This is a genomic window from Streptomyces sp. SID5464 (genome assembly GCF_009862985.1).
Lineage (GTDB): Bacteria > Actinomycetota > Actinomycetes > Streptomycetales > Streptomycetaceae > Streptomyces > Streptomyces chartreusis_D.
On record NZ_WWIQ01000067.1, the window covers coordinates 14569 to 33504 of the forward strand.

Below are 18936 nucleotides of genomic sequence, written 5' to 3' on the forward strand. Positions count from 1 at the left end.
ACTTGTGACCAGTCGGGACTGAGGGTTGCGGCCTCAGTCGAGACCGGCGAGTCGGAGCAGCAGTGACTTCACATCGGTGGCCGCGACGCGGTCGCCGACAGCGCGGGGGGTGGAGCAGATGAGGAGCGGACCGTCGTCGTCGCTCGCCGGAAGGCGGCCGTGGCTGCCGCGAATAGGTGAGGGGTCCAGGGGCACGACCGCCATGCGGTAGCGCATGCCGAGTTTCTTGCGCGCCAGTGCGGTGGCCGCCTTGACCTTGACGTAGGGGTCGAGGGGATCCATGAAGAGCTCGACCGGGTCGTAGCCGGGTTTGCGGTGGATCTCGACGAGCTGCGCGAAGTCGGGGGCGCGGGCGTCGTCGAGCCAGTAGTAGTACGTGAACCAGGCGTCCGGTTCCGCCACGGCGACGAGTTCGCCGGCGCGCGGATGGTCGAGGTGGTGGGCCTTCTTGCCCTCGTCGTCGAGGAGTTGCTCGATGCCGGGCAGGCCGTCGAGGGCGGCCCGGGCGGCGTCGAGGTCCTCGGGGCGGCGCACATAGACGTGGGCGATCTGGTGGTCGGCGACCGCGAAGGCACGGGACGCCATCGGGTCGAGGTACTCCATGCCGTCCTGGGTGTGCACCTCCAGCAGGCCGGCGCGGCGCAGGTCGCGGTTGATGTCGACGGGCCGGTTCACCCGGGTGATGCCGTATTCGGACAGCGCGACGACCGTGCGGCCCTCGGCGCGGGCGTCGTCCAGGAGCGGTGCCACGGCGGCGTCCAGGTCGGCGGCCGCCTTCAGGGAGCGCGGGTCGTCGGGGCCGAAGCGCTGGAGGTCGTAGTCGAGGTGAGGGAGGTAGCAGAGCGTCAGGTCGGGGTGCCGGGTGCGGATGATGTGGCGGGTCGCGTCGATGATCCACCGACTGGAGACGAGGTCCGCTCCCGGGCCCCAGAAGTGGAAGAGGGGGAACGTTCCGAGTTCTTCGGTGAGTTCGTCGTGCAGCGCGGCCGGCCTGGTGTAGCAGTCGGGTTCCTTGCGGCCGTCGGCGTAGTAGACCGGACGGGGGGTGACGGTGATGTCGGTGTCGGCGCCCATGGCGTACCACCAGCAGATGTTGGCGACGGTGTAGCCGGGGTGGGCGCGGCGGGCGGCGTCCCAGAGTTTGTCACCGGCCACGAGGCCGTTGTGCTGGCGCCAGAGGAGGACGTCGCCGAGTTCGCGGAAGTACCAGCCGTTGCCGACGATGCCGTGCTCCGAGGGCATGGTGCCGGTGAGGAACGTGGACTGGGCGGCGCAGGTGACGGCGGGCAGGACGGTCCCGAGCGGGGCGCGGGAGCCGGACTGGCCGAGCGCCTTGAGGTGGGGCATGTGGTCGAGGAGACGGGGGGTGAGTCCGACGACGTCGAGGACGAGGAGCGGGGTGGGTCCCGTGCGGTCCGGGTGTGCGCCCGGGGCGGACAGGTCGGTGCTCACGGCAGCTCCTTCAGTCCGAGGTCCGTCAACAGGTCACGGGCGAGGGTGAGTTCGGCGGCGATGCCCTCGGCGAGCTGGCTGCGGCCACGGGGGCGCAGCTCGGACGGGAGGGCCTGCCAGGTGTAGGTCTCGACCTCCAGGTGGCGGGTGAGCGGGGCCGGGCCGCCGACGAGCCGGGTGAGTGCGGTCTTCAGGACCGGGAGTGTGGAGGTGAGGGGTGCGGCGGGGGCCGCGTGCAGGGGGACGTGGAAGTGGGCGCGCCAGGGTGCGCCGTCGGGCAGTGCGTGGCCCGCGACGGCCTCGCCGAGGTCGTCGGTGGCGCGCAGGCCGACGGCGGTGGCCGTGCGGGTCTGGTGCAGGAAGCGGGGTTCGGCGAAGGCGGCGAGGGCCTCGCGGACCTCGGGCAGATGGGGGTGTTCGGCGTGCAGGGCGGCGGAGAGCTGGGATTTGACGACGGGGACGCGGGCCTCGCCGAGGGCGTCCAGGGCGGTGTGCGGGTCTTCGAAGGAGGTGGCGAGGTGGCAGGTGTCGACACAGATGCCGATGCGGTCGTGGGCGATCGCGGTGAGCGGTGCGATGGCGTCGCGGGTGGTCTCGATGACGCAGCCGGGTTCCGGTTCCAGCCCGACGCGGACGGAGCGGCCGGTCAGCTCCTCGATGGCGTCGAGGCGTTCGGCGAGGGTGCGCAGGGCGGTGCGGGCGGTCTTGGCGCGTTCGTCGTCGTACGCGGTGCGCCAGGCGAGGGGGAGGGTGGAGATGGTGCCGTCGGCGACGTCGTCGGGGAGGAGCCCGGCGAGGACGCGGGCCAGGGCGGTGGTGTGGTCGAGGCGTTCCGGGTCGGCCCAGTCCGGCTTGTAGACGCGGTACTTGACCTCTTCGGCGCCGAAGCCCTCGTACGGGAAGCCGTTGAGGGTGACGACCTCGAGGCCGCGCCGGTCGAGCTCGGTGCGCAGGCCGCGCAGTGCGGACGGGTCGGTGTCGAGGGCGTGGGCGGCGTCCTTGGCGAGCCACAGCCCGATGCCGAGCCGGTCGCGGCCCAGGCGGCGGCGGACGGGTTCGCAGTGGTCGCGGAGCTGCGCGAGGACGCCGTCGAGGGTCTCGGCGGGGTGCACGTTGGTGCAGTAGGCGAGGTGGACGGTGGAGCCGTCGGGGTGCCGGAAGCGCATGGTTCACGCCCCCGCGGCGGGGACGCGGGCCGGTCCGTCGCCGTCTCCCGGGCCGAGGTCCGGCTCGTGCGGGTCCTTCGGGACGCCGCGGAGGATGGAGTTGCCCTCGTGGGTGGCCTCCGTGCCGGCGACGTCGAGGTTCAGGCGGCCGCTGAGCCCGTAGAAGGCGACGGGGTTGCGCCACAGCACCTGGTCGACGTCGTCCTCGCCGAAGCCCTCGGCCAGCATCAGGTCGCCGACCTTGCGGGTCTTGAGGGGGTCGCTCTTTCCCCAGTCGGCGGCGGAGTTGACCAGGACCTGCTCGGTGCCGTAGGCGCGCAGGATCGCGATCATCCGCTCCTCGTCCATTTTGGTGTCCGGATAGACGGAGAAACCCAGCCAGCAGCCGCTGTCCCTGGCCTCCTTGACGGTGGTCTCGTTGAGGTGGTCGATCAGGACGCGTTCCGGCGACAGTGCGGACTCCCGGACGACGTCGAGGGTGCGGCGCAGACCGGTGAGCTTGTCGCGGTGCGGGGTGTGCACGAGGGCGGGCAGGCCGTGGTCGGCGGCGAGCTGGAGCTGGGCGGCGAGGGCGGTGTCCTCGGCGGGGGTCATGGAGTCGTAGCCGATCTCGCCGACGGCCACGACGTTGTCCTTGACGAGATACCGGGGCAGTGCGTCCAGCACGGGCACACAGCGCGGGTCGTTCGCCTCCTTGGGGTTGAGCGCCAGCGTGCAGTGGTGGGCGATGCCGTACTGGGCCGCACGGAACGGCTCCCAGCCGAGGAGGGAGTCGAAGTAGTCGAGGAAGGAGGCGGGCGAGGTGCGGGGCTGACCGAGCCAGAAGGAGGGCTCGACGACGGCGCGGACACCGGCGGCGTGCATGGCCTCGTAGTCGTCCGTGGTGCGGGACGTCATGTGGATGTGGGGGTCGAAGATGCGCATCAGGACTCCTTGCCGTGGGGGTGGTCCGTGCCGGGGGGCAGAGTCACGGACTCGGTCAGGTCCAGGACGCGGTACAGGTCCTCGGGGACGGTGCGGCCGGCCGCGGTGCGCTCGGCGGCGTAGTCGCCCAGCATGCGGGCGAGTTCACCGTCGCCCCGGGCACGCCGGGACAGGTCCGCCACGTGTTCGACGGGGACGCCGGTGAACAGGCACTTCAGCAGGGCATGGCGCCATTCGTGGGGGGCCAGGTGCCGGGCGGCGTACGGGCCGACGGCGGCGGTGAGGAGCCGGGTGTCGTTGGTGCGCAGGGCGTCCTCCACGAGCGGGAGGGCGCCGGGGCCGGACACGAGGTGGGGCAGGGCGTGCAGGACGGCACGGCGCTCGTCGGCGGTGCCCTGGAAGTACACCCGGGTCAGGGCGTCGGTGCCGGCCCGGGCCGCGTCGAGGATGAGGACGCGTGCGGCATCGGCGTGGGCGGCACCGCAGCGACGGCCGGCCTCGGCGAGGCGCAGTTCCCACGCGGAGATCGGCCCGTGGATGCCGGGGTGGGCGGCGGCCTCGTCGAGGGCGTGCTCGAGCCAGGCACGGGCGGCGGGGTCGAGGTGGGTGGTGAGGTGGCGGCGGAGGTCGTCCAGCGAGGAGGTGAGGGCGGTGTCGGGGGTGGTCTGGGTGCTGTGGGTGTCCGCGGTGGCCAGGGGGTCGGAGTCCTGGCTGTCCCGTGCGACGGCGGCCTCGTGGTCCTGGGTGTCCCGGGCGGCGGTGTTCTCGTGGGCTCGGGCGCCCTGGGAGGCGTCGGTTCTCGCCGCCGGGGTGGTGCGGGGGTGGGTCATGGGGTGCTGCTCCCTTCAGGGGCGGTGGAGGGAGCGCCGTGGGGTGGCGCGGCCTGCTGGAGAGCCGGAGCAGGACGTGGCGAGCCGGTGGGCGCGGTCTGCTCGGCGTGACGGAGGAACGGGAGGGAGTGTCCGGCGTGGTGAGGACCGGCGTGGGAGTGGCGGGGCAGTTCGACGACGGTCAGCCCCTGGTAGCCGGTGGCGGCGAGGGCCGCCAGGACCGGCGGGAAGTCGATCTCCCCGTCCCCGAAGGGGAGGTGCTCGTGGACACCGCGCCGCATGTCCTCGATCTGGACGTGCCGCAGCCACGGGGCGGCGGCGCGCACGCAGTCGGCGGGAGGGAGGGGTTCGAGGCACTGGCAGTGGCCGATGTCGAGGGTGAGGCCGAGGGGTTCGGGGTCGCCGAGGATGCGGCGGAGGTGATGGAAGTCGGCCAGGGTGGCGAGGAGGTGCCCCGGCTCGGGCTCGACGGCGAGCGGAACGCCGGCGGACGCGGCGGCGGCCAGGACGGGCGTGAGGCTCTCGGCGAGGCGCTTCCACGCGGTGTCCGTGTCGGTGCCCTCCGGGACGGTCCCGCTGAAGCAGTGGACCGCGTGGGCCCCGAGGTCGGCCGCGACCCGCACGGCGCGGAGGAGGAGGTCGGCACGACGAGCCCGGTCATCCGGGTCCGGGTCCAGCAGGGAGGGGCCGTGTTTGCGGCGCGGGTCGAGCACATAGCGGGCGCCCGTCTCCACGGTGACGTCCAGTCCGAGCGCGTCCAGCCGGTGCGCGACCCGGCGGGTGCGGGTGGCGAGGTCCGGGGCAAGCGGGTCGAGGTGCATGTGGTCGAGGGTCAGCCCGACTCCGTCGTATCCGAGGTCGGCGAGAAGGCGGAGCGCGTCGTCCAGCCGGAGGTCGGCCAGGCCGTTGGTGCCGTAGCCGAAGCGGAGGGAAGGCAGGGCGGGCCCTGCTGGGGTGGCTCGGCTGCCGGGGGCTCGGGCTTCGGAGCTCATGTGACGCTCACCTTCTTCCCGAACCTCGCTCCGAGCGGGGCGAGGGCCGCGATGAGGAGGGCGGTGGCCGTGCTCCGGGAGCGGGCGGTCAGGGTGGCCTGGAGGGGGATCGTGGCGCGGATGCCGGCGCCGACCGCTCGCTGGGTGAGAGGAGGCGAGGGATTGAGGGCGGCGTGGACGTAGGGGCGGGCGGTGGTCGCGGCGTAGGCGGCTGCGAGGGCGGTGGTGAGGTGTGCCACGGGCTGTCGGCCCGGCTCGCGCCCTCGGGGACGGGCGGGCGGCAGGCCCGGCAGGACGTGGGCGGCTGCTTCCCGACCGCCTTTCGGGGGACTCGCGAGGCGGTGCGTCACCAGGCGGGTCAGCAGGGCCGTCGTCGCAAGCGCCGCCAGGGGAGTCAGAGGTGAGCCGCTCCGGGCCTCCTGCCGGGAGACCGCCGTGACGGCCAGGGTGTGGGTGCCGAGGAGGGCGGCGGAGGGCAGTGCCCGGCGGGTACGGCCGGTGGTGGCCGCGGCGCCCAGGAGCAGGTCCAGTCCGCGGGCCGCGCCCATGGCCACGGGCCCGGCCGTTGTGTGCTTCAGGGTGAGGTCGTACGCCCAGACGGTCACCGCCAGGGGCGCGGCGACGGCCAGGGCGGGGCGGCCGGCGCGGGCGGCCAGGGCCAGTCCGGCTCCGGTGAGGGCACAGGCGGCGGTGAGCGCGGCGGCGGGCCGGATGCGGCCGGAGGGCAGGGGGCGGTGGGGGCGTTCGACGGCGTCCACCTCGCGGTCCGCCCAGTCGTTGAGGGCCATGCCGGCCCCGTACAGGCAGAGGGAGGAGCCGATGGCGAGCAGGGTGCGGGCGTTGGGCGGTGCGCCGGCCGCGGCCGTGCCGGCGAGTGCGTCGCCCGGCACGCTGAACAGGGCAGGGAGGCGCAGGAGTTCGGCCCAGGCGCGTACCCGTGCCGGGCGGCTGGTGCAGCCGCGGGGCGCCGTGCCGCCGGCGTCCCCTTCATGGGAGGTGTCACCCGTGCCGCCTGAGGCTCCGCAAGGGCGTTCGCGCCGCCTCACCGCAGGCCCTCCGTCCCGTTGGTCTGTTCCCCCGGGCGGAGTTCGCGGCCCTCTCCGGCGCTCTGCGGGAGCCCCGCGCCCTCCCCCGGTCCCGCCGGCTCCGCTCCCCGAAGGCTGTGGGCGAAGCCGATCAGTGCCTCGTACTGCTCGGCCAGGCCCGACGGCGCGTCCCCCACGGGGTCCTTGAAGTAGAAGGCGAGGGCGTCGAGCGGGCCGGACAGGCCCGACTCGTGGGCACGGGCGGTCAGACGGGCGAGGTCGAGGACGAGGGGTGCCGCCAGGGCGGAGTCGCAGCCCTGCCAGGTGGTCTGGAGGATCATGCGGGTGCCGAGGAAGCCGTCGAAGGCGATGTGGTCCCAGGCGGTCTTCCAGTCGCCGAGGGCGGGGACGTCGTCGATGTGGGTCTCGCCCTGCGGGGTGGTGCCGAGGGTGTCGGCGAGGACGCGTTCCTTGCCGGCGTTCTTGGCCGCCGCGGCGGCCGGGTCGGCCAGGGCTGCACCGTCACCGCCACCGAGCAGGTTCGTGCCGGACCAGGCGCGGACGGTCAGGGCCCGCTGGGCGAACATCGGGCCCAGCACCGAGCGCAGCAGGGTCTGACCGGTCTTGCCGTCGCGGCCCGCGTAGGGGAGACCGGACGACCGTGCCTGCGAGGCCAGCGCGGGGTGGTGCAGGCCGGTCGACGGGGTGAAGTTCACGTAGGGGCACCCGGCGCGCAGGGCTGCCGCGGCGTACAGGGAGCTCGGCGGGAGGGCGTCGCCGGTGGGCGCGGCTTCCGTGGAGGCCACGTTCACGACCACCGCACGGGACAGGCCGTGGCGCCGCACGAAGTCCTGGATGTCGGCCGCGAAGGCGGCGATCAGTTCGTCGGCGTCGCGGGTGTCCCCGGTCAGGGGGCCGCCGGGCCTGATATCACGGTCGGCGGCGGCCAGTTCGGCGGTGACGGCGGAGGTGAGGCCCGGCGGCAGCACTCCCCCGGCCGCCAGTGCCTCGGCGCGTTTGGGCAGGGGGCAGTCGAGTGTGTCGTGTCCGCCGAAGACGAGGGACGACAGGGCCGGCAGGCCGCTGTCGGCGAAGGGGGGCGTCTCGGTCACCATGCCCGTCGGCGGTTGCAGACCCGCCGTCACGGCGGCGCAGCCCGCCACGACGGTCGTGGCGACGGAGCCGCGCGCTCCGATCAGCCACACCCCCACACGGGACTCGGAACGGGACACTGACATCGGCAGCCTCCTTGTCGTACCAGGACAGGACCCCAGCGGGGAGGTGAGGACGCCGGAGAGGTGAAGACGGCGGGCGGGAGTCCGGCGTCCCCCGCCCGCCGCCGCTCAGTCGCCCTGCGAGACCTTCGCGGGCAGTTCCTTGATCCGGATGTCGCGGAAGGACACCTTGTCCTCGGCTCCGTGGTTCTGGATGCCGAGGTGTCCGTCGACGAGGCTCCGGGCCGGGTCGGTGTTGGTGAAATCGTTGATCTGCACGCCGTTGAGCCACACGCGGAGGCGCTCGCCCTCCACGCGGATCTCGTACGTGTTCCACTCCCCCGGCGGGTTCAGCGCACGGTCGCGCTTCCTGAGATCGGCGGACTTGAAGCCGTACACCGCGCCGGTGGTGCGGTCCGCGGCGTCGGTCGCGTCGATCTGGATCTCGTAGCCGTTGTTCACCGCCGACCAGGGGTCGTCCGAGGCCGGGAAGCCCACGAAGACGCCGGAGTTGTCGTCGCCGGAGTCGCTGGCCATCTTCCAGTCGAGCTTCAGGGAGTACGAGGAGAAGCCCGACGTGGCGTACCAGAGCATGCCCATGCCGCCCGACGACGTGAGCGTGCCGTCGTCGGAGAGGGTGAAGGAGCCCGGGCCCGCCTGCCGCCAGTCGTCCAGCGAGGCGGGAGTGCCGTCGAAGAGCGGCCGGTAGCCCGTCTCCGGTCGGCAGTCGGCCTCGGCCTCACCGATGGCCCAGCGGATTCCGCCCAGCAGGTGCGTGCGGAAGGCGGGTTCGGCGTAGGACTCCTTGGTGTGGCCGCCGCCGGTGTAGAAGGAACGGCCGCCCTGGTAGTTCTGGCACCAGGCGATCGGATGGTCGCCCTGCATGGTGCCGCCGGTGTAGGACGACTCGTCGAGCGAGGCGAGGACGTGGGCTCTCTCCCGCGGGTTTGAGCGGTAGTTGTACCACTCGTCGGTGCGGTTCCACGCCCGTTCCAGTCCGGAGGTCGCCGGGTGGGCGTGGTCCTCGACGTGCACGGTCGCGGGCTGGATCGCCGGGTGCGACTGGAAGTAGGCGCCGGCGAGGCCGCCGTAGAACGCCCAGTCGTACTCGGTGTCGGCGGCGGCGTGCACGCCGACGTAGGCACCGCCGGCGCGGATGTAGCCCTCGAAGGCGCGCTGCTGCCGGGCGTCGAGGACGTCTCCGGTCGTCGACAGGAACACGACCGCGTCGTAGCGCCGCAGGTTGGACGAGGTGAAGGCGCCCGCGTTCTCGGTCGCGTCGACGGTGAAACCGCCCTGTCCGCCGAGCTGCTTCACCGCCGCGACGCCCTCGGGGATGGAGTCGTGCCGGAAGCCGGCGGTCTTGGAGAAGACCAGGACCCGCTTGCCCTCGGTGTCGTCCTGGGACGAGGCCGGGCCCGAGACGCACCCCAGGAGCAGGGCGGCGCCCACGACTCCCGTCGCGTATCTGCTGGTCGATCGCATGTCGGCCGCCTCCTCTCAGCTGGTCGTGAACGTGAAGTCGTCGACGTCGAACAGGGCGCCGGTGCCGCTCCCCCTGAAGACCAGGTAGAGCGTGGTGGTGCCCCTGGGCGCGCGGGACAGGTTCGCCTGGACGTCCTGGAAGGTCTCCCAGCCGCCGGTCACCGGCACGGTCGTCTTGCCGAGCAGGGTGCCCTTGGCGGAGCCCGCGCGGATCTCGAGGGTGCCGCCGGCGCCGCCGGAGGAGACGCGTGCGGTGATCTTCGTGGCGTTGTTCAGGACGTACGGCGTGAAGGAGATCCAGTCGCCGTTGTCGATGTCGCCGACGGTCTTGCCGCCGTGCGCGGTGTCCTTGGTGATGACCGTGACGCCGGAGGCGTTGCCGTAGTGCTCGGCCTGGCGGTGCCGGGGCTGCACCACGTTCTGGTCGTGCGTGGTCAGCGCGGCCTGGCCGCCGCCTCCGTTGTCGGTGTACTCGGCGTCGAGGACTCCGAAGATGTTGGCGTCCTCGTCATGGCCGCCGTCGGCGCTGGTCTGGATGGTGCCGGTGCAGCCGTTGGCCGAGGTCAGGGGGTGGCCGTGGGTGTCGTGGCCGAGGATGAAGGTGACCTTGACCTTGGAGCAGTCGATGGTCCGGTCCTCCGGGTCGGTGACCTTCACCTTGAACGGGACGGCGTCACCGAAGCTGAACAGCTGCCCGTCCTTCGGCGTCTCCAGGACCACGGTCGGCGCGGTGTTGCCGACGACGATCTGCACGCTGGCGCTGCCGGTGCGGCCGGTCGTGTCCTTGACCGTCAGGGTGGCGGTGTAGGTGCCGTTCTTCCTGTAGCGGTAGGTGGGGTTGGCCGCGGTGGACTTGCCGCCGTCCCCGAAGTCCCAGCTGTAGGTGAGGGCGTCGCCGTCCTGGTCGCTGGTGCCCGCGGAGGAGAAGCTGACCCGCAGCGGTGCCTGGCCGGAGGTCTTGCTCGCCGCCGCCTGGGCGACGGGCGAGTGGCCGTCGGTGGCGTTCTCGATGCGGTACAGGGCGGAGTGCTCGTCACCGCCGAACCACGACAGGCCGTAGTCGAGGACGTACAGCGCCCCGTCGGGGCCGAAGGCCGAGTCCATCACCTGCGTGCCGGTCCAGGGCACGTCGTTGATCGACCGCACGGTGCCGTCGGCGTCGCTGGTGATGCGCTTGATCCAGCGGCGGCCGAACTCGGTGGCGAAGAAGTCGCCGTCGTAGGCCTCGGGGAACTTCACCGGCGAGTCGAGCGCCGGGTCGTAGTGGTAGACCGGGCCGCCCATCGGGGACTCGGAGCCGGTGCCGAACTCGGGCACCGATCCGCCGTCGTAGGGGATCCAGGCGGGCTGGGCCGGGGGCAGGTCGGTCAGGCCGGTGTTGTTCGGGGAGGTGTTCTTCGGCGCGTTGCAGTCGAACGCGGCACCCGATGTCCCGGTCGCGAAGTCGTAGTCGACGTAGGCGTCGTTGTCGCCCGTGCAGTACGGCCAGCCGAAGTTGCCGGGGCCGGTGACGCGGGCGAACTCGACCTGGCCGGCCGGGCCGCGCGCGGGGTCGGCGGCGCCGGCGTCGGGGCCGTAGTCACCGACGTAGAGGATGCCGGTCTTCTTGTCGACGCTGAAGCGGAACGGGTTGCGGAAGCCCATCGCGTAGATCTCGGGGCGGGTCTTGTCCGTGCCGGGGGCGAAGAGGTTGCCCTCGGGGACGGTGTAGGAGCCGTCGGCGTTCACCTTGATGCGCAGGATCTTGCCGCGCAGGTCGTTGGTGTTGCCGGCGGACCGCTGGGCGTCGAAGGCCGGGTTGCGGTTCGCGCGCTCGTCGATCGGGGTGAAGCCGTCCGACTGGAACGGGTTGGTGTCGTCACCGGTGGACAGGTACAGGTTGCCCTGCGCGTCGAAGTCGATGTCACCGCCGACGTGGCAGCACAGGCCGCGGGAGGCCGGGACGTCGAGGATCTTCTTCTCGCTAGCGGTGTCGAGGGTGCCGTCGGTCTTCAGGACGAACCGGGAGAGCCGGTTGACGCCGTCGAAGGGCGCGAAGTCGGCGGCGGTGCCGGTCTCGGGGGCGTCGCCCGCGGGGGTGTTCAACGGGGGCGCGTAGTAGAGGTAGATGAAACGGTTCTCCGAGAAGCCGGGGTCGACGCCGATGCCCTGGAGGCCCTCCTCGTCGTGGGAGTAGACGTCGAGCTTGCCGGCGAGCTTGGTGTTGCCGGCGGCGTCGGTGAGGCGGAGTTCGCCGTCGCGGGAGGTGTGCAGGACCGAGCGGTCCGGGAGGACGGCGAGCGACATGGGCTCGCCGACCTCCGCCTCGCCCTTGGCGAGGGTGACCTGCTGGAAGTCCTCGGCCGCGACGGCCGGCTCGTCCGCGGCGGCCGCGCCGGCCTGCGGTGCGGTCAGGGTGAGGGAGGCGCCCGCCAGCAGCGCGCCGCTGAACAGTGCGACCGCTTGGCGCAGGCGTCGTCTGTGAGGCTCGGTTCTGCGGGCTCTGGCAGTGCTGGCGGTGCGGTGGTTCCCGTGCACGAATGCCTCCAGAATGGGGCCGGTTGTACGGGCGGGTGCGTACGCCGGGATGCGCCGTCATCCCGGAGAGCTCAGGGAGTCTCAGTTGCCGAAGGCCGCGTCGAAGGAGGCCGACGGCGGCTCGAAGTCGTAGGCCTTGAGGCGGGTCAGCGCCTCGGGCGCCCCCTGGAGCCGGTCCATGCCGGCGTCCTCCCACTCGACCGAGATCGGGCCCTGGTAGCCGATGGAGCGCAGCATCCGGAAGACGTCCTCCCAGGGGACGTCGCCGTGCCCGGCGGAGACGAAGTCCCAGCCGCGCCTGGGGTCGCCCCAGGGCAGGTGGGAGCCGAGCCGTCCGTTGCGTCCGTCGAGGCGCTTGCGGGCCTCCTTGCAGTCGACGTGGTAGATGCGGTCGCGGAAGTCCCAGAGGAAGCCGACCGGGTCGAGGTCCTGCCACACGAAGTGGCTCGGGTCGAAGTTGAGGCCGAAGGCGGGACGCCGGTCGACGGCTTCGAGAGCCCGCTGGGTGGTCCAGTAGTCGTAGGCGATCTCGCTGGGGTGGACCTCGTGCGCGAAGCGCACGCCCTGCGCGTCGAAGACGTCCAGGATCGGGTTCCAGCGGTCGGCGAAGTCCTGGTAGCCGCGCTCGATCATCGCGTCGGGGGCGGGCGGGAACATGGCGACCAGGTGCCAGATGGCGGATCCGGTGAAACCGATGACGGTGTCGACGCCGAAGGCCGCCGCGGCACGCGCGGTGTCCTTCATGCGGTCCGCGGCCCGCTGGCGGACCCCCTCCGGGTCCCCGTCGCCCCACACATCTCCGGGCAGGATCGCCTGGTGGCGTTCGTCGATGATGGCGTCGCAGACGGCCTGGCCGACCAGGTGGTTGGAGACGGCCCAGCACTTGAGGCCGTACTTGTCGAGGAGCGCCCGGCGGCCGTCCAGGTAGGACGGATCGGCGAGGGCCTTGTCGACTTCGAAGTGGTCGCCCCAGCAGGCGAGTTCGAGGCCGTCGTAGCCGAAGTCGCGGGCGAGCCGGCAGACCTCTTCCAGCGGCAGGTCGGCCCACTGACCGGTGAACAGCGTGAACGTACGCGGCATGCGCGTCAGCCTCCTCAGACCGCGATCGGGGTGTAGACGGAGTTCTTCTCGGCGCTCTCCTCCACGGCCGCGAGCACGCGCTGCACCTGGAGCCCGTCGGCGAAGGAGGGTTCGGGGCGGCGGCCCTCGGCGATGGCGTGGACGAGGTCGCGGGCCTGGTGCACGAAGGTGTGCTCGTAGCCGAGGCCGTGGCCCGGCGGCCACCAGGCGTCCAGGTAGGGGTGGTCGGGCTCGGTGACCAGGATGCGGCGGAACCCGGCCTCGGCGCCGGGTTCGGTGCCGTCGTGGAAGGACAGTTCGTTGAGCCGCTCCAGGTCGAAGGCGAGCGAGCCGCGCTCCCCGTTGAGTTCGATGCGCAGGGCGTTCTTGCGGCCGGTGGCGTAGCGGGTGGCCTCGAAGGAGGCGAGGGCGCCGGAGGGGAAGCGGGCCGTGAACAGGGCGGCGTCGTCGACCGTGACCTGGCCGGTGCCGGCGGACGAGACGGCGGACAGGCCGCTCGTGGCGCCGGTGGGCAGGGGCCGCTCCCGTACGAAGGTCTCCGTCAGTGCGGAGACGCCCGCCAGCCGCTCCCCCACGAGGTACTGCGCGAGGTCGATGATGTGCGCGCCGAGGTCGCCGAGCGAGCCCGAGCCGGCCTGTTCCTTGCGCAGTCGCCAGGTGAGCGGGAACTGCGGGTCGACCAGCCAGTCCTGGAGGTACGTCACGCGCACGTGCCGCAGTGCGCCCAGGCGGCCCTCGGCGACCATCCGGCGGGCGAGCGCGGTGGCCGGCACCCGGCGGTAGTTGAAGCCGACCATCGCCACCTGCCCCCGCTGGTGGGCCTCTTCGGCGGCCCGCACCATCGAGGTGGCTTCCTCGACGGTGTTGGCGAGGGGCTTCTCGCACAGGACGTGCTTGCCGGCCGCGAGCGCGGCGAGGGCGATCTCGGCGTGGCTGTCGCCGGGGGTGCAGATGTCGACGAGGTCGACGTCGTCGCGTTCGACGAGGGTACGCCAGTCGGTCTCGGTGGACGCCCAGCCGTGGCGGTCGGCCGCCGCCCGCACGGCGGTGGCGTCCCGGCCGCAGATCACGGCCTGCACGGGGTTCAGCGGCAGGTCGAAGACACGGCCCGCGGTGCGCCAGCCCTGGGAGTGGGCGGCGCCCATGAAGGCGTAGCCCACCATCCCCACGCGCAGGGGTGGCTTGCCTGCCTCGGTCCCATCTGACTGCGCTTGCGGCTGTCCCATACGGGTGTCCTCCTCGTCCTTGTCGGGGTGGCGCACGTGGGGGGTGCGGGGTGGATCACTTGAAGCCGGTGGACATGTACTGGTCGACGTTGGTCTTGTCGACGACGGCGGAGTAGAGCGTGATCGACGACGGGATCTCGAACTCGGCCAGACCGCCGATGCCCTTGCCCTGGCCGAGGGCGCGGGCGAGGTCGATCGCGGAGGCGGCCATGGTCGGCGGGTAGAGGACGGTCGCCTTCAGCACGCCGTCGTCCTGCTTGATGGCCTGGAAGGCGGACAGGGCGCCGGCGCCGCCGACCATCAGGAAGTCGTCGCGCCCGGCCTGGTCGATGGCCCGCAGGGCGCCCACGCCCTGGTCGTCGTCGTGGTTCCACAGCGCGTCGAACTTCGACTGGGCCTGGAGCAGCTGGGCCATCTTGGCCTGGCCGGACTCGACGGTGAACTCGGCGGCCTGCCGGGCGACCTTCTTGATGTTGGGGTAGTTCTTCAGGGCGTCGTCGAAGCCCTGGGTGCGCTGCTTGGTGAGCTCCAGGTTGTCCAGGCCGGCCAGCTCGATGACCTTGGCGTTCGACTTCCCCTTGAGCTTCTCGCCGATGTAGTGGCCGGCGTTGAGGCCCATGCCGTAGTTGTCGCCGCCGATCCAGCAGCGGTAGGCCTGCGGGGTGTTGAAGATGCGGTCGAGGTTGACGACCGGGATGCCCGCGCGCATCGCCTTCAGGCCGGCCTGGGTGAGGGCCTTGCCGTCGGCGGGCAGCACCACCAGGACGTCGACCTTCTTGTTGATGAGGGTCTCGATCTGGCCGATCTGCTGGGCGGTGTCGTTGGAGCCCTCGGTGATCTCCAGGGTGACGTCGGAGTACTTCTCGGCGCGGCTCTTGGCGTTGTCGTTGATGGCGTTGAGCCAGCCGTGGTCGGCCTGCGGTCCGGCGAAGCCGATGGTGACCTGCTTGCCGGGCTTGTCGTCGGCGGCGGGCTGGTCGTTGGCGGCCGGCTCGTCCTTGGAGTCGGAGGGCTCGTTGCTCGTGCAGCCCGTGAGGAGGGCACCGGCGGAGACGGCGGCGGCCCCGAAGAGCAGTCCTCTGCGGCTCGTGATCTCGGTCATGGCGGTGAACCCTTTCCTCAGGTCGTGCTCGCGGTACGGCGCTGGACCAGCACGGCGGCGACGATGATCGCGCCCTTGGCGATCTGCTGGACGTCGCTCTGCAGGTTGTTCAGGGCGAAGATGTTGGTGATCGTGAAGAAGATCAGGACGCCGAGCACCGAGCCGGTGATGGTGCCGCGGCCGCCGGTGAGCAGGGTGCCGCCGATGATCGCGGCGGCGATGGCGTCGAGTTCGTAGAGGTTGCCGTTGGTGTTCTGGCCGGAGCCGGACAGGACGATCAGCAGGAAGGCGGCGATGCCGCAGCACAGCCCGGACAGCAGGTAGAGGTAGAGCCGCTGGCGGCGGACGTCGATGCCGGCGAGCCGGGCCGCCTCCGGGTTGCCGCCGACGGCGACCGTGCGGCGGCCGAAGGTGGTGCGGTTGAGCACCAGCCAGCCGATGACCGTCACGACGGCGAAGACCAGGACCAGCGGCGGGATGCCCAGGATGTAGGCGTCGCGCTCTCCCAGGTCGAGGACGGACGGCACGGTGACGATCTGTGTCTTGCCGTCGGTGATCTGCAGGGCGAGGCCGCGGGCGGAGGCCAGCATGGCGAGGGTGGCGATGAACGGCACCATCGAGCCGTAGGCGATGAGCACCCCGTTGACCAGGCCGCAGCCGACTCCGACGACGATCGCCGTGAAGAGGATGCCGGCGAAGCCGTACTCCTGGGTGGCGACCGTGGTCGCCCACACCGAGGCGAGGGCGACGATCGCGCCGACCGACAGGTCGATGCCGCCGGAGATGATGACGAAGGTCATGCCGACGGTGACGACGCCGACCACGGAGGCCTGGGTGAGGACCAGTTGCAGGTTGCGGGTGTCGAGGAACTCGTCGGGCTTGGTGATGCCGCCGACGACGATCAGCGCGGCGAGCACGCCGAGCAGCGAGAGGGTGCGGACGTCGGCGCGGGCCAGCAGGCCGCGCCAGGGTGTGGGCCGGGCCTGGGGCACCTTGTCGGTGCTGCTGTCCCGCGGCGGGGAGACGGGCTGCGTCATGACGCCGGGCTTCCTTCCATGACCAGGTCGAGTACGCGGTGTTCGTCGAGTTCGCGCGCGGGTGCCGTGTGGACGACACGGCCCTCGCGCAGCACCAGGACGCGGTCGGCGAGGCCGAGCACCTCGGGCACCTCGCTGGAGACCAGCAGCACGGCGAGGCCTTCGTCGGCCAGCCGGCGGACGACCGCGTACAGTTCGGCGCGGGCGCCGACGTCGACGCCGCGGGTGGGTTCGTCGAGCAGCAGCACCCGGCAGCCGCGCAGCAGCCAGCGGGCGAGGACGGCTTTTTGCTGGTTGCCACCGGACAGGGTGCGCACGGGCACGGACGGGTTGTCGGGCCTGAGCGACAGCTCGCGGGTCGCGGCCCGGGCGGCACCGAGTTCGGCGCCCCGGTCGATCCAGCCGGCGCGCGAGAAGCGGGACATGGAGGAGACCGACACGTTGCGGGTGACGGACTCCAGCATCAGCAGGGCCTGCGCCTTGCGTTCCTCGGGGGCGAGCCCGAGTCCGGCCCGGACGGCGGCCCGGACGCTGCCCGGCTTCAAGGGCCGCCCGTCCACCAGCACCTGACCGGACGTCGGCTTCCTGGCGCCGTAGACGGTCTCCAGGATCTCGGAGCGGCCCGAGCCGACGAGTCCGGCGAGGCCCACGATCTCGCCGGGCCGCACCTCCAGGTCGAGAGGCTCGAACTCCCCGGCGCGGGACAGCCCCCGGACGGTCAGCACCGGTTCGCCGGGCGGTGGGGCCGCGGGCCGGTCGGGGAAGACGTACTCGACGTTGCGGCCGGTCATCAGGGCGACGACCTCGCGGGTCGGTGTGGTCTTCGCGGGCAGTCCGTTCGCCACGGCCCGGCCGTCCTTCAGTACGGTGACCCGGTCGCCGATGCGCCGGATCTCCTCCAGGCGGTGCGAGATGTAGACGACGGCGACACCCGCGGCGGTGAGGTCGCCGACGATGCGGAAGAGGTTGTCGACCTCGTCCGGGTCGAGGGCGGCGGACGGTTCGTCCATGACGATGAGCCGCACGTCGTGGGAGAGCGCCCGGGCCATGGACACGATCTGCTGCTGTGCCGCCGACAGCTCCCCGACGAGGCGGGCCGGGTCGATCTCCCCGTGGCCAAGTCGCTTCAGCAGGGCTCCGGTCGAGGCCTTGGCCGCCTTCCCCCGCACGACGAACCCCGCGGCGGTCGGCTCATGCCCCAGGTGCACGTTCTCGGCGACCGACAGGTGCTCCACCAGGTCGAGTTCCTGGTAGATGGTCGCGATGCCGAGCCGCATGGCGGCGATCGGCGAGCGGAGCGTGACCTCCTCGTCGCGCCAGCGGATGGTGCCCGTGTCGGGCTGGTGGGCGCCGGCCAGGACCTTGATGAGGGTCGACTTCCCGGCGCCGTTCTGGCCGAGCAGACAGTGCACCTCACCGGCCTGGACGTCGAGGTCGACGCCGTCGAGGGCCCGGACTCCGGGGAACGACTTGGTGATGCCGGACATGCTGAGCAGCGGTGATTCTGGTGCCATGCGGATTCCCCTTGGCGGGCGGGCCGGTGTCAGGGCAGGGCAGAGCAGGGCTCGGTACCGAGAGCGTGGTGCTGTGCTGACGTACTGACGTGCGCTTACGCGGGTGAGAACAGGTGGTCGCTGATGAGCCGGGCCGCGCCGATGACTCCGGCGGCGGGTCCCAACTCGCCCAGGACGATGGGCAGGTTGCCGGTCGCGAGAGGTAGTGACTGGCGGTAGACCTGGGTGCGGATCGCGGCGAGCAGGGTGTGGCCGAGGCCGGTCACCCCGCCGCCGATCACCACCAGGCCCGGGTTGAAGAAGCTCACCAGGCCGGCGATGACCTGGCCGGTGCGGTTGCCGCCCTCGCGGATCAGGTCGAGTGCGGTGGCGTCGCCGGCGGCGGCCGCGGCGGCGACGTCGACGGCGGTGAGGCCGCCGTTGGTCTCCAGCCGCGACGCCAGTTCGACGGAGAGCCCCTGCTGGGCGGCCTCCATGGCGTCACGGGCGAGGGCGGCCCCGCTGAAGTGGGCCTCCAGGCAGCCCCGGTTGCCGCAGGCGCAGGGGCGGCCGTCGGGCACGGCCTGGATGTGCCCGATGTCGCCGGCGCTGCCCGTCGTACCGCGGTAGACCTCACCGCCGACGACGATGCCGCAGCCGATGCCCGTGCCGATCTTGACGCAGAGGAAGTCGGCGACGGTGCGGGCGACGCCCGCGTGCTGCTCCCCCATCGCCATGAGGTTCACGTCGTTGTCGACCATGACCGGACAGCCGAGTTCCTGGCTGAGCGCCTCCCGCACGGGGAAGCCGTCCCAGCCCGGCATGATCGGCGGGGCCACGGGGATGCCCTCGGGGTAACGGACCGGGCCCGGGACGCCGATGCCGGCGCCGTCGAACCCCTCCGCGAGCCCCGAGGCCTTCAACTTGGCGGCCATGGCCAGGACTTGCTCGAAGACCGCGACCGGGCCCTCGCGCACGTCCATGGGGTGGTTGATGTGCCCGAGGGTCTCCAGTTCGGCGTTGGTGACGGCGACGTCGACCGAGGTCGCGCCGATGTCGACGCCGAGGAAGCGCAGCTGGGGGTTGAGCCGGATGTTGTGGGAGCGGCGGCCACCGCGCGAGGCGGCGAGTCCGTCGGCCACGACCAGCCCCGTCTCCAGCAGCCGGTCCACCTCGACGGCGAGCTTGGACCGTGAGAGGTCGACCTGGTCGCCCAGCTGGGCACGGGAGTTGGGGCCGCCGTCGCGCAACAGCTTGAGCAGGCGGGCCTGGTGGGCGTTTCCGGGTCGTGCCGTCATACGTCTCACGAGCCCCTCCCCGCCTCAATCGGCCTGTGCGCGCCGGTTTTCCGCCACCTCGGTGGCTTGCTTTCGAAGGGAACGTAGCAGCGGCT

Annotated in this window: 15 protein-coding genes; all 15 read right to left on the reverse strand. The window is 72.1% G+C overall.

Annotation, left to right across the window (positions count from 1 at the left end; all coding sequences use genetic code 11):
* Nucleotides 1–33: 33 nt before the first annotated feature.
* Nucleotides 34–1452: a nucleotide pyrophosphatase/phosphodiesterase family protein gene (locus GTY47_RS32065; RefSeq protein WP_010045901.1), complete on the reverse strand. Its 1419-nt coding sequence runs from the start codon at nucleotides 1450–1452 to the stop codon at nucleotides 34–36.
* Entirely contained in the window at nucleotides 1449–2618 is a 1170-nt protein-coding gene (gene eboE, locus GTY47_RS32070; protein WP_010045903.1) for a metabolite traffic protein EboE, read from the reverse strand. Before eboE ends, GTY47_RS32065 begins: the two co-directional genes overlap by 4 nt.
* A 3-nt stretch (nucleotides 2619–2621) precedes the next feature.
* On the reverse strand, nucleotides 2622–3542 hold the full coding sequence (locus GTY47_RS32075) for a TatD family hydrolase (protein ID WP_010045905.1): 921 nt from the start codon (nucleotides 3540–3542) through the stop codon (nucleotides 2622–2624).
* The gene (locus GTY47_RS32080) at nucleotides 3542–4372 is read right to left on the reverse strand and encodes an EboA domain-containing protein (protein ID WP_010045907.1); all 831 of its coding nucleotides are present in this window, start codon (nucleotides 4370–4372) and stop codon (nucleotides 3542–3544) included. The genes GTY47_RS32075 and GTY47_RS32080 overlap by 1 nt, the downstream gene beginning before the upstream one ends.
* A complete protein-coding gene (locus GTY47_RS32085; protein ID WP_010045910.1) occupies nucleotides 4369–5364 on the reverse strand; it encodes a sugar phosphate isomerase/epimerase family protein in 996 nt (331 codons plus the stop codon). The genes GTY47_RS32080 and GTY47_RS32085 overlap by 4 nt, the downstream gene beginning before the upstream one ends.
* Nucleotides 5361–6278 (reverse strand): SCO3242 family prenyltransferase, encoded by a 918-nt coding sequence (locus tag GTY47_RS32090; protein WP_202458908.1) that lies wholly within the window; start codon nucleotides 6276–6278, stop codon nucleotides 5361–5363. Before GTY47_RS32090 ends, GTY47_RS32085 begins: the two co-directional genes overlap by 4 nt.
* Before the next feature lie 128 nt (nucleotides 6279–6406).
* Nucleotides 6407–7627 carry an inositol-3-phosphate synthase gene (locus GTY47_RS32095; RefSeq protein ID WP_040904058.1) on the reverse strand — a complete coding sequence of 407 codons (1221 nt, stop codon included), beginning with the start codon at nucleotides 7625–7627 and terminating at the stop codon, nucleotides 6407–6409.
* Nucleotides 7628–7732: 105 nt separating this feature from the next.
* The gene (locus GTY47_RS32100) at nucleotides 7733–9088 is read right to left on the reverse strand and encodes a ThuA domain-containing protein (RefSeq protein ID WP_029181593.1); all 1356 of its coding nucleotides are present in this window, start codon (nucleotides 9086–9088) and stop codon (nucleotides 7733–7735) included.
* A 15-nt stretch (nucleotides 9089–9103) separates the two neighbouring features.
* Complete coding sequence (locus GTY47_RS32105) at nucleotides 9104–11605, reverse strand: PQQ-dependent sugar dehydrogenase (protein ID WP_010045919.1); 2502 nt, start codon at nucleotides 11603–11605, stop codon at nucleotides 9104–9106.
* An 81-nt stretch (nucleotides 11606–11686) separates the two neighbouring features.
* A complete protein-coding gene (locus GTY47_RS32110; protein ID WP_010045921.1) occupies nucleotides 11687–12685 on the reverse strand; it encodes a sugar phosphate isomerase/epimerase family protein in 999 nt (332 codons plus the stop codon).
* Nucleotides 12686–12699: 14 nt separating this feature from the next.
* Entirely contained in the window at nucleotides 12700–13911 is a 1212-nt protein-coding gene (locus GTY47_RS32115) for a Gfo/Idh/MocA family oxidoreductase (protein WP_029181594.1), read from the reverse strand.
* Nucleotides 13912–13966: 55 nt separating this feature from the next.
* Nucleotides 13967–15013, reverse strand: a complete 1047-nt coding sequence (locus tag GTY47_RS32120) for a substrate-binding domain-containing protein (RefSeq protein ID WP_010045925.1) — start codon at nucleotides 15011–15013, stop codon at nucleotides 13967–13969.
* Between the two features lie 17 nt (nucleotides 15014–15030).
* Nucleotides 15031–16050, reverse strand: coding sequence for an ABC transporter permease (locus GTY47_RS32125; protein WP_010045928.1), 1020 nt, complete (start codon nucleotides 16048–16050; stop codon nucleotides 15031–15033).
* Complete coding sequence (locus GTY47_RS32130; RefSeq protein ID WP_029181595.1) at nucleotides 16047–17564, reverse strand: sugar ABC transporter ATP-binding protein; 1518 nt, start codon at nucleotides 17562–17564, stop codon at nucleotides 16047–16049. The genes GTY47_RS32125 and GTY47_RS32130 overlap by 4 nt, the downstream gene beginning before the upstream one ends.
* 95 nt (nucleotides 17565–17659) lie before the next feature.
* Nucleotides 17660–18841 carry an ROK family transcriptional regulator gene (locus GTY47_RS32135; RefSeq protein ID WP_029181596.1) on the reverse strand — a complete coding sequence of 394 codons (1182 nt, stop codon included), beginning with the start codon at nucleotides 18839–18841 and terminating at the stop codon, nucleotides 17660–17662.
* Nucleotides 18842–18936: the final 95 nt, after the last annotated feature.